The 15,446-nt window shown below is 69.2% G+C and carries 11 protein-coding genes; 6 read left to right on the top strand and 5 right to left on the bottom strand.

The window, feature by feature from the left end:
- Positions 1–140 precede the first annotated feature (140 nt).
- Positions 141–1,382: a metallophosphoesterase family protein gene (locus AC5JCN_RS11915; protein WP_495755278.1), complete on the top strand. Its 1,242-nt coding sequence runs from the start codon at positions 141–143 to the stop codon at positions 1,380–1,382.
- A 4-nt stretch (positions 1,383–1,386) separates the two neighbouring features.
- Complete coding sequence (locus AC5JCN_RS11920; RefSeq protein ID WP_495755279.1) at positions 1,387–4,863, top strand: ATP-binding protein; 3,477 nt, start codon at positions 1,387–1,389, stop codon at positions 4,861–4,863.
- A gap of 18 nt (positions 4,864–4,881) precedes the next feature.
- On the opposite strand, the gene AC5JCN_RS11925 is transcribed toward AC5JCN_RS11920, so the two are convergent.
- Entirely contained in the window at positions 4,882–8,202 is a 3,321-nt protein-coding gene (locus AC5JCN_RS11925) for a transglutaminase family protein (protein WP_495755280.1), read from the bottom strand.
- A gap of 229 nt (positions 8,203–8,431) precedes the next feature.
- Between AC5JCN_RS11925 and AC5JCN_RS11930 the strand changes: the two genes are divergently transcribed.
- Positions 8,432–9,574, top strand: a complete 1,143-nt coding sequence (locus AC5JCN_RS11930) for a zinc-binding metallopeptidase family protein (RefSeq protein ID WP_495755281.1) — start codon at positions 8,432–8,434, stop codon at positions 9,572–9,574.
- Here AC5JCN_RS11930 and yciA read toward each other — a convergent pair.
- Positions 9,571–9,987 (bottom strand): acyl-CoA thioester hydrolase YciA, encoded by a 417-nt coding sequence (gene yciA / locus AC5JCN_RS11935; protein WP_495755282.1) that lies wholly within the window; start codon positions 9,985–9,987, stop codon positions 9,571–9,573. The genes AC5JCN_RS11930 and yciA overlap by 4 nt on opposite strands.
- A gap of 123 nt (positions 9,988–10,110) precedes the next feature.
- Here yciA and AC5JCN_RS11940 point away from each other — a divergent pair, with 123 nt between their 5' ends.
- Together AC5JCN_RS11940 and AC5JCN_RS11945 are read left to right on the top strand one after the other, a co-directional pair.
- Positions 10,111–10,359, top strand: coding sequence for a BrnT family toxin (locus tag AC5JCN_RS11940; protein WP_495755283.1), 249 nt, complete (start codon positions 10,111–10,113; stop codon positions 10,357–10,359).
- Positions 10,349–10,690, top strand: coding sequence for a BrnA antitoxin family protein (locus tag AC5JCN_RS11945; protein ID WP_495755284.1), 342 nt, complete (start codon positions 10,349–10,351; stop codon positions 10,688–10,690). Before AC5JCN_RS11940 ends, AC5JCN_RS11945 begins: the two co-directional genes overlap by 11 nt.
- 9 nt (positions 10,691–10,699) lie before the next feature.
- Here AC5JCN_RS11945 and AC5JCN_RS11950 read toward each other — a convergent pair whose 3' ends face one another.
- A complete protein-coding gene (locus AC5JCN_RS11950; RefSeq protein ID WP_495755285.1) occupies positions 10,700–11,839 on the bottom strand; it encodes a Gfo/Idh/MocA family protein in 1,140 nt (379 codons plus the stop codon).
- A gap of 161 nt (positions 11,840–12,000) precedes the next feature.
- Between AC5JCN_RS11950 and AC5JCN_RS11955 the strand changes: the two genes are divergently transcribed.
- Complete coding sequence (locus AC5JCN_RS11955; protein WP_495755286.1) at positions 12,001–12,810, top strand: sugar phosphate isomerase/epimerase family protein; 810 nt, start codon at positions 12,001–12,003, stop codon at positions 12,808–12,810.
- 5 nt (positions 12,811–12,815) lie between these two features.
- Here the strand turns inward: AC5JCN_RS11955 and AC5JCN_RS11960 are convergent, their stop codons facing one another.
- Positions 12,816–13,391 carry an NADPH-dependent FMN reductase gene (locus AC5JCN_RS11960; RefSeq protein ID WP_495755287.1) on the bottom strand — a complete coding sequence of 192 codons (576 nt, stop codon included), beginning with the start codon at positions 13,389–13,391 and terminating at the stop codon, positions 12,816–12,818.
- A gap of 97 nt (positions 13,392–13,488) precedes the next feature.
- Positions 13,489–15,375 (bottom strand): ABC transporter ATP-binding protein/permease, encoded by a 1,887-nt coding sequence (locus tag AC5JCN_RS11965; protein WP_495755288.1) that lies wholly within the window; start codon positions 15,373–15,375, stop codon positions 13,489–13,491.
- Positions 15,376–15,446: the final 71 nt, after the last annotated feature.

Raw genomic sequence — 15,446 nt, forward strand, 5'->3', positions numbered from 1 at the left:
CCTTGCCGCCTCAGCCACACCGACGCCTGGGCCGCAGCGGTTTCGACAGGATGCCCGAAAATTTTCGGGGGCGCAGTTTCCGGCGGGAATCAGGTATGGAAACGAATCCAGAACAGCCGCGTGCTGATGCGGAGCCTGCCATGCGTTTCACGTTCCTCCATGCCGCCGACCTTCACCTCGGCAGTCCCTTCTCCGGACTCTCCCTCAAGGACGAGGCGGTGGCACGGCGGCTGGCCGCCGCGAGCCGGGACGCCTTCTCCGACCTCGTCAGCCGCGCGCTCGAGGAGAAGGTGGCGTTCGCCGTGATTGCCGGCGACGTTTATGACGGCGACTGGAAGGACACGTCGATCGGGCTGTTCTTCAACCGTGAAGTGTCGCGGCTCCACCGCGCGGGCATCCCGGTGTTCATGATCCGCGGCAATCACGACGCGGAAAGCGAGATCACGAAGGCGATCACGCTTCCCGACAGCGTCACCCTGTTCCCGGCCGGCAAGGCTGCCACGCACCGGCTGGCCGAGTTGCGGGTGGCCCTCCACGGCCGCAGCTTTCAGGATCGCGCCGCCGCCGAGAACTACGCCCTCGCCTACCCGAAGCCGGTCGAGGGCTGGTTCAACATCGGCATCCTGCACACGTCGTGCGAAGGCCACGCCGCGCACGCCACATACGCGCCCTGCACCGTCGCCCAGCTCACGCAGCACGGCTACGAATACTGGGCGCTGGGGCACGTCCACGAGCACAAGGTGCTGTCGACCGCCCCGCACATCGTGTTCCCCGGCAACCTCCAGGGCCGCAGCGTGCGTGAATGCGGGCCGAAGGGAGCGGTGCTCGTCGACGTCTCGGACGGGCGGGTAGAGGGCCTGAGGCTGGTCCACGTCGAGAAGGCGCGCTGGCTGCACGAGACGGTGGACCTGTCCGGCGCGGCCGACCAGCGCGAGGCGCTGCACCGCGTCCGCGAGGCGCTTGCGCCGCCGCTGTCCGCGGCGGCCGGGCGGCCCGTCGTCCTGCGGGTCACGCTCGCCGGCGCCACGGCCGTGCATCATCGCCTCAAGGCCGATGCCGCCCAGTTGCGGGCGGAAGTGCAGGCTCTCGCAGACCAGTGCAGCGAGGATGTGTGGATCGAGACCGTGAAGGTGGCGACCGCCCCGGCCGAGGCTCCGCCTGCTCCCGCCGGAGGCGACCTGCCGGATGCTGCCGCCCTGTTCGAGGACGCGGATACCGACCCAGCCATGAAGGCACTGGCTTCGGACCTTTTGGCGCAGGTTCTCGCCAAGATCCCGCCGGCCGCGGACGGGCGCGAGGCGCTCGAAGCCGAGATCGACGCCATCCTGGCCGATGCCCGCTCGCTGGCGCTGGCCCGCGCCGAAGCCGCCGGGGAGCGCTGACGCTTTGCGGATCCTGTCGCTCGGGCTCGACCGCTTCGGCCCGTTTACCGGCCGAACGCTCGCCTTTCGCGGCGATGCGCGGCTGCACGTCGTCTATGGGCGGAACGAGGCGGGCAAGAGTTCATCCCTTGCCGCCGTCACCGACCTGCTGTTCGGCATCGAGCGCAGCACGGCGTGGGACTTCCAGCATGCCGGCAAGGACCTGCTGCTCCAGGCGACGGTGGCGGACCGCGCGGGGGTCACGCTCACCTTCCAGCGCCGCAAGAACCGTCCCGTTCTCTCCGCCCCGGACGGCGCCGTCCTCCCTGACGACGTCCTGGCGCCCTTCCTCGGCGGCATCACGCGGGATGTTTTCCGCCGTGCCTTCGGACTCGATGCGGAAGCCCTCCGGCGCAGCGCCGAGGAGTTGCAGAAGAGCGACGGCGAGCTCGGCGCCGCGCTTCTCTCGGCCGGCTCGGGACTGCGCGGCTTCACGGCCTTGCGCAAGGAACTGGACGCGGAGGCAGATACCATCTTCGCCCCGCGCTCCGGCAAGGACCGCCGTTTCTACCAGGCAGCAGAGCGCTTCGAGCAGGCTCGCAAGCAATTGCGCGAGACCGAGACGCGCGCCGGCGCCCTGAAGAGCCTGCGCGACGAGATCGCGGCATGCGAGGACGACATCGCACGCGCCTCGATCCGCCGGTCGGAGATCGCCGTCGACAGGGCCCGCATCGAGCGGCTGCGGCGCGCGGCACCGATCATCGCCGCGATCGACGACGTGCAGGCCCGCCTCGCGGGCCTGAGCGGGCTGCCCGATGCGCCGGAGGGGTCAGGGGGCCGGCTCGCGAAATCCCTGGAGGCGCTCGACGCAGCTAGAAGCGCTCGCGACCAGGCGGCGCAGCGCGAGCAGAAGCTGGCCCGTGACAGGGATGCACTGCATCTCGATGGGTCCGTGATCGAACACGCCGACGAGATCGAGCGACTCGCGGAAGAGGCCGGCGCCTTTCTGAAAGCTCAGCAGGATTTGCCGCGCGTGCAGGCGGACACCGACGCGGCCATCGCCGCGCTGGACCAGCTCGCCAGGCGGCTCGGCCTTGCCGACGCCGACGCTGTGATCGCCAGGCGCCCGGATGATGCCGCGCAGGCAAAGGTTGAAGAGCTGCTGTCGCGCGGCGTTGCTCTCGAGGCCCGGGCGCGCTCCGCTACCGAGGCGCTGGAGCGGCATGCCGAGCAGCTCGCGGCGCGGCGGCGCGAGCGGGAGGATCGGGGAGCGCTGGCCGATCCGGCGCCGCTGCGCGAGCGCCTCGCCGCCCTGCGGCCGGCCCTGCGCCGCATCGCCCAGGCCCGCGGTGATCTCGCCCTTCTCGCCGGAGAGGATGCCGAACTCGCCCTGCGCGCCGCGCGCCTCGTGCCGCCTGTGCAGGATCTCGAAGCGCTGGCGCGTGCACCCCTTCCGGCCCGCGAGACGGTGCTGCGTTTCGGCCAGCGCCTTGCCGCACTGGAGGAGAATATGCGCCGTGAGGCGGCGGCGCTGGAGGCGGCGGGGCTGGAGGTCGCCCGGACGGAAGCAACGCTCGCAAGCCTGTCCGCCGGACGTCCCGTGCCCACGCCCGAGGCCATCGCTGCCGCGCGGGCCGCCCGGGGACAAGCGTGGGGGCGGCTGAGGCCCGTGCTCTTCGGCGAAGGCGACGCGCTCTCGCCGGCCGCTCTCGCGGCAGCTGTGGCCGATTTTGAAACGCGCATGGTGGGTGCCGACGTGCTAGCCGACGCGGCGGTCGATGATGCCGCGCGGGTGGAGAGCCATGCGGCCGAGACGCGCAGGCTCGCCGACCGCCGCGCCACTGCGCTGGCGGCTTCCGTGCGGCTCGACGAGGTCACGGCTTCTCTCCTCGCGCTGGAGGCCGAATGGACCGCCGCATGGCGGCCGGCGGGCGTCGAGCCGCTGCCGCCCGGTGAGATGGCGTCCTGGCTGGAAAGGCTGGCGGGATTGATCGAGGCGCGCGAAGGGCATGCGCGCCGCCGAGTACAGATCGAAGCCGCGCTGGCGGAGGAAGAGCGGCTGCAGCCTCACCTCGCGGCGCTGTCGGGGGAGCTGGCCCTCGCGCCGCTCGCCGGCCTCGATGCCGAGACGCTCGGCGGCCGTATCGAAACCGAGATCGAGCGCATGGCGCGCCGCTGGGGTGACGCACGCGAACTCGACGGCGCCATCGCAGGGCTTGCGAAGCAGGTGGAGACCGGCACGGCGGAGAACGAGGCCGCCACGTCTGCCCTCGCGTCCTGGCAGGCCGCGTTTGCCGCTTCCCTCCCCGCCATCGGACTGCCGGAGAGCGCCGGCGCGCGCGAGGCAGCCGCCGCCCTGAAGGCGTGGCAGGAGCTGCCGGGCGTGCTGCGCGAGCGCAACGACCTGCAGCGGCGCGTCGCGGGTATTCGCCGCGACACGTCGGAGTTCGAGAAGGCCGTCGGCGCCCTCAGGGCCGTGCTCGGACCGGCGGAGCGCGGCGAGACAGCCGATGTCGCCATTCGCCGCCTCGTGCAGAGGCTGAAGGGCGCGCGCGACACTCATGCCCGGCTGGGACAGATCGACGAGGCGCTCGCAGACGCGAGGGAGGAATTGGAGGGCGCGGACGCCACCCTTGCCGCGGCACGCAGCGCCGCCGCGGCACTCGGCGCCGGGCTCGGCTGCGAGGATCCCGATGCGTTCGCGGAAACCGCGCGCAACCTGACGCGCCGCGACGCCCTCGCCGAAATGCTGCGCGGACGCCGGCTGGAACTCGCCAACGCGGCCGACGGGCGCGACGAGGCGAGCCTGCGTGAGGCGCTCGCCGGTCACGATCCCGACCCCGCGGACGCGGAGCTGGCCTTGTTCAAGCGGGAAGAAGACACGCTGGATGCCGCCATCCGGCAGGCCTCGGCGGCCAAGGCGCTGGCCGAGCAGCGGCTGGCGGCCATCCAGGGCTCCGTGGGCGCCGAGACGGCCCTGATCCAGCGCCGCGGCGCCGAAGCGGAGATGGTCGAGGCGGCAAGGGACTGGGCAGTGGTGAAGCTCGCCGCGCTGATGGTCGGCGCGGCGGTCGAGCGGCGCCGTTCCGCCCAGCACGGCCCCATGCTGGCGCGCACCGGCGCCCTGTTCGCCACGCTGACGGGCGGGTCATATACCGGCATCGCGCAGCGTTACGACGACCATGATGCGCCGCACCTCGTCGGCTGCCGTGCCAGCGGCGAGGAGAAGCCGGTCGCGGCGATGAGCGAGGGCGCGCGGGACCAGCTTTGCCTGGCCCTGCGGCTCGCCTATCTCGAAGACTTCGCGGCGCGGGCGGAACCTGCCCCTTTCATCGGCGACGACCTGTTCTCCTCCTTCGACGAGGAGCGCACCGCGCACGGCCTCGCGGCGCTGGCCGCGATCGGCGGGAACGTTCAGCCGATCCTGTTCACTCACCATCGCTTCGTTGCCGACACGGCCGTGCGTGAGCTCGGGACAGCGGTGGACGTGATCGAGCTCTGAGGCGTCGCATCGAGCCCGCTATGGCGCGGGCCGCCTGAGGTCCAGCGTCATCGGGAACTCGATCGATGGCTCCGCCGGCGGCACACGCATGATGCCCGGAGTATGGCCGATGGCCTCGAAACGCGCGAGACGCCGGGCCTCCGCCTCGTAGGCGTTGACGGGCATCGTCTCGTAGTTGCGACCGCCGGGATGCGCGACGTGGTAGACGCAGCCGCCCAGCGAGCGCCCGTTCCACCTGTCGAGGATGTCGAAGGTGAGCGGCGCGTGCACGGGGATGGTGGGGTGCAGGCCAGAGGCCGGCTGCCAGGCCTTGAACCGGACGCCGGCGACCGCCTCGCCCGGCCTGCCTGTGGATGTCATCGGCACGCGCCTGCCGTTGCAGGCGATCACGTGGCGCTCGGGATTGAAGCCGTCCGCCTTCACCTGCAGGCGCTCGACGGAGGAATCGACGAAGCGAACCGTGCCGCCGATGGCGCCGGTCTCTCCCATGACGTGCCAGGGCTCCAGCGCCTGCCGGATCTGCAGCCGCACGCCGCCCTGCTCGACCTGTCCGTAGAAGGGAAAGCGGAACTCCAGCTGCGCTGCGAACCAGGCGGGGTCGAAGGCGTAGCCCTGGCCCTGCAAATCGCCGAGCACGTCGAGGAAGTCGCTCCACACGAAGTGCGGCAGCATGAAGCGGTCGTGCAGGGCGGTGCCCCACCGGACCAGTCGCCCGTCCTGCGGCCGGGTCCAGAACCACGCGATCAGCGCCCGCAGCAGCACCTGCTGTGCCAGGCTCATGCGCGCATCCGGCGGCATCTCGAAGGAGCGGAACTCGACAAGCCCCAGCCTTCCCGTCGGCCCGTCGGGCGAGAACAGCTTGTCGATGCAGATCTCGGATCGGTGCGTGTTGCCGGTGACGTCGACCAGCAGGTTGCGGAACAGCCGGTCGACGAGCCAGGGCCGCGTCGGGACGTCCGACGGGGCCGAGACTTTCGCCATGGCGATCTCGAGCTCGTAGAGCGCGTCATGCCGCGCCTCGTCGATGCGCGGCGCCTGGCTGGTCGGACCGATGAAGAGCCCGGAGAACAGATAGGACAGCGCGGGATGGCGCTGCCAGTAGACGACGAGGCTCTTCAACAGGTCAGGCCGGCGCAGGAACGGGCTGTCGGGAGCGGTGGCCCCGCCGACGACGACGTGGTTGCCGCCGCCCGTCCCGCAGTGCCGGCCGTCCACCATGAACTTGTCGGTGCCCAGCCGGGCGAGGCGTGCCTCCTCGTAAACGCCCTGCGTGATGTCCACCGCCTGCCGCCAGCTCGCGGCCGGCTGCACGTTCACTTCAATGACGCCGGGGTCGGGCGTGACCTTGATGACGTCGATGCGGGGATCGGGAGGCGGCGCATAGCCTTCGACGCGAACGGGCGTGCCGAGCCGGCGGGCCGTGTCCTCGAGCGCCGTGACGAGGTCGAGATAGTCTTCGAGCGCCTCCACCGGGGGCATGAAGGCGTAGAGGTTGCCGTCGCGCACCTCGAAGGCGATGGCGGTCCGTACGGCATCGGCGGAGGCGACCTGCTCGACGACGTCCTGCCGTTCGGCGCCGCCCACCTCCGACGCATGTTGCACTTGCGCCTGGGCGTGGAGGCGATGGCTGAACACCTCGGGTGGCGGCAGTGGCTCGCGCGGCGCGAAAGGATCGACGGTGTGGATGTAGGGATAGGCGGACGGCGGGACGTGCGGCAGCCCTCCCAGCGGAAGCCGGAAGCCGACGGGGCTGTCGCCCGGGACGAGGAACAGCTTGCCGCGGCGCACCTTCCAGCGCTCGGTCCGCCAGCGGCGGTCCGACGCTGCGGCGTTCCATCGCTGGATCGGGAGCACGTGGCCGACGGGATTGGACAGGCCCCTTTCGAAGACACGGGCCATGCGGGCCCGGGCCTCAGGGTCGTCTAGCTTGGAGTCGAGGGGGTCGACGTTGACGGGAAGGTCCGCCTCCTTCTTCACCCACTCGCCGGGATCCTCGTAGGCCGGAAGGACGTACTCTGTGGGAAGGCCGAGTTCTTCGGCGAAAATCGTCGCGGCACGCTGCGTCGCGTCGGCAGGCGGCGGGTCGTGTGGCGTCTCGACGGCGAGGAGCGAGGGGTCGCGCCAGACTGGCTGGCCGTCCTTGCGCCAGTAGAGGGCGAAGGTCCAGCGCGGGAGGGACTCCCCCGGGTACCACTTCCCCTGCCCGTGATGCAGCAGGCCGCCCGGAGCGAAACGCGCGCGCAGCCGGCGGACGAGGTCGTCTGCGCGCAGCCTCTTGGTCGGCCCCACCGCAGCGGTGTTCCACTCGTCGCCCTCATAGTCGTCGACCGACACGAAGGTGGGCTCGCCTCCCATGGTGAGCCTGACGTCGCGGGCGGCGAGATCCCGGTCGACTGCCTCGCCCAAAGTGTCGAGTGCCTGCCAGGCCTCGTCGGAAAAGGGGAAGGTGACGCGCGGCGCCTCGTGCACCCGCTGCACGTCCATGTGGAAGGCGAAGTCGACCTCGGCATAGCCGACCAGGCCGGAGATCGGGGCGGCGGACCGGTAATGCGGCGTCGCGGCAAGCGGGATGTGCCCTTCGCCGCAGAACAGGCCGGAGGTCGGGTCCATCCCGATCCAGCCGGCTCCGGGTACATAGACTTCCGCCCAGGCGTGCAGGTCGGTGAAGTCGTGGTCCGTGCCGGTTGGGCCGTCGAGCGCCTTGAGGTCGTGCTTGAGCTGGATGAGGTAGCCGGACACGAAGCGGGCGGCGAGCCCGAGGCGGCGCATGACCTGCACCAGGAGCCAGCCGGAGTCACGGCATGAGCCGCGACGCAACGCCAGCGTCTGGTCCGGGGCTTGCACCCCCGCCTCCAGGCGAATGACGTAGCCGATGTCCTGCTGCACGCGCTGGTTCAGCCAGACTAGGAAATCGACGATCTGGCGCTTTTCCAGCGGGATCGAGGCGACGTAGTCGTCGAGGAGCGGCCCATCCTCCTCGCGTTCGAGATAGGGAAGAAGCTCGTGCCTCAGTTCCGGCGGGTATGTGAACGGAAACTGGTCCGCATAGTCTTCGACGAAGAAGTCGAACGGGTTGACGACCGCGAGGTCGGCAACGAGGTCGACCTCGATCTTCAGCTCCGTCGCGGGCTCCGGGAACACGTATCGCGCCAGCCAGTTGCCGTGGGGATCCTGCTGCCAGTTGATGAAGTGATTGGCCGGCAGCACCTTGAGCGAATAGCTCTTCACGATCGTGCGGCTGTGCGGGGCCGGGCGCAGCCGGATCACCTGGGGGCCGATGACCACCGGACGGTCGTAGCGATAATGCGTGACGTGGTGGAGGGCAGCGACAATGGACACTGGGCGGTGCTTCCGGTGAGACTGGCTTCGGGCGGCGCGGCGTTGCTGCAGCCTAGTCGGCACCGTTCGAGAGGCAAGCGCCGTGCCGTCGCCCCAAGCTGCAACCAAGCCGTCCAATCGCCGTTGATGGCGGAGCCGCGTTAGGCCAACTACGGCCTGCCGCGCCGGCGACATCCCGCAAGCCCGTCCGCGCCAAGCCGAACCCCGCGCAGGCAGTCCGGAGAATACCGTGAGACCCTTCACCTGCGACGCCTGCGACCATCCGCTTCATTTCGAGACCATCCGCTGCGATAGCTGCAACCGCAGGCAAGGCTTCGACCCCGGCGTGATGGACCTGATCGCCTTCGACGAAGACGGAATGCCTGTCCGCGGCGGCGCGTCGGCCGTGTTCTGTGCCAATGCCGAGGGTGCGGGCTGCAACTGGATGGCTGTGCCCGGCGAGGTATTCTGTGCCGCCTGCCGTTACAACCGGACCATTCCGGACCTCTCCGTCCCAGATAACCGCGAGCGCTGGACGCGGATCGAGGCGGCCAAGCGGCGCATGGTCTACGGGCTGTTCCGCCTTGGCCTGAAGCCACCGACCAGGCAGGAGGCGCCGGACGGCCTCGCTTTCGACTTCCTCTCGGACGCGCCGCATCTCGAGCAGCGGGTGATGACCGGCCATGACGAGGGCCTGATTACGCTCAACATCGTCGAGGCCGACGATGTCGAGCGCGAGCGGCTGCGGCTGCAGATGGGCGAGCCCTACCGGACGCTGGTCGGACACTTCCGGCACGAGGTCGGGCACTATGTCTGGATCCTAATGGCGCAGTCGCCCGATACGCTGGCCCGCTACCGCGAGGTGTTCGGGGACGAACGCGAAGACTATGGCGAGGCGCTGAAGCGTCACTATGCCAACGGCCCCCCGGAGCGCTGGCAGGACCACTTCGTCAGCGCCTATGCGAGTTCCCATTCCTGGGAGGATTTCGCCGAGACTTGGGCACACTATCTGCACATCGTCGACACGCTCGAGACGGCGCATGCGCTGACGATGTCGTTCCGGACGGGAAAGAGCCGGACGTTCCGGATCGACTTCGACCCCTATGTGGAGCCGCGGTTTCCCGTGATGGTCGAAGCGTGGATGCACATGGCCTTCGGGCTGAACGAGCTCGCCCGCAGCATGGGCACCTCGGACCTCTACCCGTTTGCGCTCTCGCCGGAGGTGATCGGCAAGCTCGCCTTCATCCACACCTGGCTCGCGGCACGATCCGGCCGGCTGCCGGCGGCGGCGGTCGAGACCCAGCCGCTGGAGGCGATGGCGGCGGGCCTGCGCTCCGGCTTCGCGGTGCCCGCCCCCGAGCCGCAGCCCGAGGCGAACGTCGCCCCGACCTAGGCCTGCTCTTCAGGCGGAACGGGCCTCGGGCGGCCTTCGTCGTCGATCGCGACGAAGGTGAAGGTGGCCTCGGTCACCTTTTCGCGGAAGTTCTTGCGGAAGCGCCGGGCCCAGGCCTCGATCTCAATGCGCATCGAGGTGCGGCCGACCGAGACGATGCGGGTGTAGACGCACAGCACGTCGCCGACCTGCACGGGGCGGTGGAAGGTCATTGCCTCCACGGCAACCGTCACGACACGCCCCATCGCCCTCTCGACGCCCGCGATACCACCGGCCTGGTCCATCTGCGACATGACCCAGCCGCCGAAGATGTCGCCGTTCGCGTTCGTATCCGCCGGCATCGCGATCGTGCGCACGGTGAGTTCGCCGCGCGGCTGGTCGCCTCCGGAGGTGACTTCGGCCTTCGCGCTCATGCGGTTTGCTCCCTTGCTCGCCTACCCTAGCACGGGAGGGGCAGCCGGACGGAAGGGCTCCCCGCCGCTTGCGCGCGCGGCATTTTTTGTGATACGTAAACTCATATTTCGAGCAGTTATTCGATGATTGAATTCGACGTCGCGAAGGATGCCGCGAATATCGCCAAGCATGGGATTTCGCTCGCTCGGGCAGCGGAAATGCAAGTTGTCACGCGGGTTTTGGACACCCGTTTCGAGGAACGACGTTTTCGGGCTTACGGCTTTTTGGATGGGAGAATGTACTGCCTCGCCTACACGCTACGCTCGGATGTCGTCCGTGCCATCAGTCTGCGAAGAGCCAGGACGAAGGAGTATCGCCAATATGTCCCGTGAGCCGCTTCATCCCGAAATTCTGGCGAAGCTGGCGGCGATCGACCTTAACGACATGAACGACGACCCCATCGACGACCCCGACAATCCCGAGTGGACGGCGGAGGATTTCGCGCGTGCAGTGGGGCCCGAAGGTTTGTCGGACGTCGAACTCGCTGCCTTCCCCAACACCAAGGTGCGCGGCCGCCCCCGGGCTGCCAGCCCGAAGGTGCAGATCTCCATCAGGCTCGAGCCCGACATCGTCGACGACCTGAAGGCACACGGTCCGGGTTGGCAGAGACTGGCCAACGACATGCTGCGCGAGGGCCTGCGCAACCGGAAGAAGCGGGCCTGAGCGACGCGCTCAGCCCTCGTGCAGCGCAGCCGCCTCGTCCTCGCCGAGCGCGTCGGGGCGCACGGCTGTCGCCGGCAGGGTCACGGGACCGGCGCCCTGCGCCGCGGAGGCAAGGATTGCCTCCATGATCTCGAGGACGTGCAGAGCGAGGGCGCCAGAGGCGCGCGGCGTCCCGCCGGTCGCAATTGCGCGGGCGAAATCGGCCACCCCGAGCATGCGGTAATTGGCGAGCCGCGGCGCGTCGAAGGGCCAATTGATGCGCCCGTGCAGACCCTCGCCGGTCGGGAAGTCGCGCCAGGGCGCTCCCTGCTCGGAGAGCGACACCGTTCCGCCAAAGGTGTCGGGGTCGGGCAGGCGGAGGGATCCCCGGTCGCCATGGATTTCGAGCGGCTCGCTGGAGTGGCGGAACACGTCCCAACTCATGCCCAGCGTAACGATGGGACCGGCGACGAAGCCGATCACGGCCATCAGCGTCGTCGGTGTACCCACCTTGAACGTCGTGTTCTTGTAAGGCCCGTCCGCTGTGATCAGGCGCTCGGCCGAGCCGGTCGCCGCCATGGCCGTGACGCTGCGTGCCGGGCCGAGGAGGTTCACCAGCATGGTCAGGTAGTAGGGCCCCATGTCCAGCACGGGGCCGCCACTCGGCTGGTAGTAGAATTGCGGGTTCGGGTGCCAGTGCTCCATGCCGCGGCCCATCATGGTGGCCGTGCCCGCCACGGGCCTTCCGATCGCGCCCTCGTCGATAAGCCGCCGTGCCATGCGCCCGGCCGCGCCGAGGAACGTGTCCGGCGCCGAGCCGATCCCGAGCCCGCGCGAGGCAGCCTCCTCGACGAGCTTGCGTCCGTCCGCTGCCGTCACGGCCAGGGGCTTTTCCGTGAAGACGTGCTTGCCGGCCGTCAGCGCGGCGTGGCTTACGGCGAAATGAGCGTTGGGCACCGTAAGGTTGAGGACGAGGTCGATGTCCTCCGCCTTCAGGAGATCGTCGAGCGGCAAGGCGCGGATGCCGTACTCCTCCGCCCGTCTGCGGGCGAGATCCTCGGACAGGTCCGCGCAGGCGCGCAGTTCGACGCCGGGAAAGAGAGATGCATTGCGCATGTAGGTCATCGAGATGTTGCCGCATCCAACGACACCGATGCCGAGCTTGCGCATGACTTGGCTCCTCCCCTGCTGAAGCGGGATTGGGGCATGATCCCGTCGGGCGCAAGCCGCAAGGTTGCGATCAGGCGCGCAGCACCCTTGCACGACGCTGGCTTGACGGCGGCAGGCCCACGCCGACAATCGCGCGCCTCGACCGAGCCGCCGGAGCGCCCATGCTGAAGATCGGATGCCAGACCTACACGTGGGAGATGCTGGGAGACGCCTGGCGGGGCGACCCAGACGACCTCCTGCGCGCCGTCGCAGCCGGAGGCTACGCGGGCATCGAGATCACCGACACCATGATCGGGCGCTATGCCGACGACGCACCAGCCTTCGCGGAGGCACTGTCACGCCAGGGGCTCACCTTCGTCGCTTTCGCCGCCGCGAGCCCGTCCGGCTACACCGAGCCCGCAATGCTCGCCTCCGACCTCGCCATGGTGGAGAACCACGTCCGCTTCCTGTCGGCCTTTCCCGGCACCATCCTGTCGCTCGGCAGCGCGACGGTGATGTCTCCCGGCACGCGGGAGGACAAGTTCGACGCGGCCGCGCGGCTCTACAACGATGCAGCGAAGATCGGCGCCCGCCACGGCGTCGACGTGGCGGTGCATCCGAGTTCACACCACGACACGCTGCTCTTCACGCGCGAGGACTACGACGCTCTGATGGCGCGGCTGGACCCGGCGGTCGGGTGGGTGCCGGATACCGGCCATATCCTCAGGGGCGGGCAGGACATCCTCGACGTCCTCAGCACCTATCGCGACCGCATCCGCTACCTGCACCTCAAGGATGTCGATGCCGGCGGCCACTGGGCCATGCTCGGCCGCGGCATATGCGACACGGCCGCAGTGGTGAAGAGCGTCGCGTCGGCGCCGCACTTCAACGGCTGGCTCGTGCTGGAGGAGGAATCCGACGAGGCGCGCGCCGATCCCGCTGGAGCTGTCAGGGCGAACCGGCAGACTCTGCGAAAACTTCTCGACGCCTGAAGCCGTCAGGCTGCCGCCGGCGCTTCCCCGCGCAGCCTGCGTGTCCACGCCGCCAGCGCCTCGAGGTGCTGGCGGATCAGCGCACGGGACGTCTCGTCGGTCAGCCGCAATCCGTCGTCAAAGCGCGTGGCTGCCTGCCCGATCATCACCTCCGGCCTGTTCACCGGGAAGGCGTTCAGGAAAACCAGCATTTGCCGAAGATGGTACTGGGCTCGCGCCGTGCCGAGCAGGCCGGTGGCCGCTCCCATGATGCCGACGGGCTTTCCGTCGAAAGGCTGGCTCGGCGGGCGGGAGGCCCAGTCGATGGCGTTCTTGAGCACTCCGGGGATCGAGTAATTGTACTCGGGCGTCACGAACAGCACGGCGTCCGCAGCCGCGAGCGCGGCCCGGAACGCCTCGACCGGCTCGGGATAGCCGGCAATACGGACATCATCGTCATAGACCGGAATATCGCGGATCGGGATCTCGTCCACGGACACGCCCTCGGGCGCGAGTTCCCGGGCGGCGCGCAATGTGGCGGTGTTGAACGAGCCCTTGCGCAGGCTTCCGGAAATCGCGGCGATACGGACATGCGAGGCCATGGACACTGCTCCTGTGGGAATGTCTCTCCAGACATAGCGCGGCACGCAGCCGCCTCGAACCGCGGAAGCTGCAAGGTCCGCCTTGCATCAGTGCCCGTCACGGAATCGTCTGGCCTGCACCGGGATCGGGAGAGGGCCGGGGGCGAAGTGCGCGCCTGAGAACACGGCCGAGCAGGCGAGGCTTGCGCTCGCCGCCGCCCTGCCCTTCCCGGCCAATCTCGGCCCCGCGGGGCTTGCGCGTCAGCTCGATCGTGCGGTCGTGATATTCGTCGAGCCCCGGCCGATGCCCGACGCTGATCAACATCGCGCCGGCGAGCTCGTCCTGGAACAGCGACATCATCGAATCCTGGCTCGCCTCGTCCAGCGCCGAGGTGGCCTCGTCCATGACGACGATTTCGGGCTTCTGGACCAGCAGCCGCGCAAAGGCGAGGCGCTGCATCTCGCCTCCCGAGAGCATCTTGTCCCAGCGCTCCTCGTCGTCGAGGCGGGAGGCGAGGTGGCGCAGACCGCACCGGCGCAGGGCGTTCTGCAACGTCTCGTCGCCGACCTCCTCGCCGCCGTCGGGATAGAGGAGCGCCGCCCTGAGCGTGCCGTGCGGCACGTATGGCTTCTGCGGCACGAAGGCGACACGGGCGCCCTTCGGCACCAGGACGTCACCACTGCCCCACGGCCAGAGACCCGCGATCGCCCTGATGAGGGTCGACTTGCCGCTTCCGGACTCGCCACGCAGCAGCACCTTCTCGCCGCGCTCGAACACCGCCTCGGCGCCGTTGATGACGACGCGGCCATTGTGCTGGGCGACGCGCAGATCTTTCAGACGCAGCGCATCGTCGGGGCTCTCCCCAAGCACAATCCGCTCGTCGCCGGAGCCGTCGCCGGCGAGGTCGCGGAAGGTCTGCCAGAGCGCGACGGCGCGGCCGGCCGAGGCTTCCCATTCCGCAAAGCGGATATAGTTCTCGACGAGCCAGTTGAAGGCGATCTGCACCTGCACGAAGGCGGCGGCGATCTGCATCAGCTGGCCGAGGCTCATCTCGCCGGTGAGGTACTTCGGCGCGCCCAGCAGCAGCGGCACGACAGGGGCGAGCACGCTGTTGCCGTGGATGATGAAGGTCATCTTGGCCTGCTGCGCGACCACCTTCTTCCAGCGCGCCAGCACCTCGTTCAGCGTTCCGCCGAGGGCGCGCTCCTCATCCTCCTCGCCGCCGATCATGGCGATGCTCTCGGCGTTTTCGCGCACCCGGACCAGCTCGTAGCGGATCTGCGCCTCTGCCGCGTTCTTTTCGCCGGTGTAGCGGATCAAAGGGCGACCGAGCACCACCATCAGTCCCGAGGTCAGCAGCGCATAACCGGCAGCGGCGACGACGAAATAACCAGGGATCCTGTAGCCGAAGGCGGTGATGGCGCCGCCGGCCGTCCACAGCACGCCGACGAAGACGGCGGCCAACAGCACGGCATTGAGCAGCCCGATGGCGAAATCGACCAGCGGCTCCGTGGCGATGCGGACGTCGTCCGTCATGCGGAACTCGGGGCTGTCGATCTCCGGAGCCGCGATGTTCATCTGGTAGAAGCGGCGCTGTTCCAGCCACTGCCCGGCCAGCGACGCCGAGAGCCAGCGGCGCCAGCGCGCCTGCAGCGTCAGGCGGCAGAAAACCTGCACCACCATCGCGGTCACGGCGGCGGCGGCAAGCCCGGCGAAGACCAGCATCTCCGTGCTGACCCGCGCCGCGTCCTTTGCATCGAGGGCGTCGAAGAAGGTCCGGTTCCAGCGGTTGATGCCGTACTGGACGCCGATGGTGATCGCCACCAGCGTCAGGATCGCGAGCGTCAGCAGCCAGGCCTCGCGGGCCGTCGTACCTTTCCAGAAGCCGGACGCCATCGCCCAGAAGGCACGCGGCATCGATTTCTGACGCTGCGGCTCGACTTCTTCGGCGGTGAACAGCGTATCCCGCGGTTGCGCCTGGCCATCGGCATCGGGCTGCAACATCGGGGATCTCCTGGCGCGGTTTGACATCCCGCAAACCGGCGAGGTGGCTACAAGGTTCCGATTCAGCTTGT

Source organism: Alsobacter sp. (assembly GCF_059501845.1).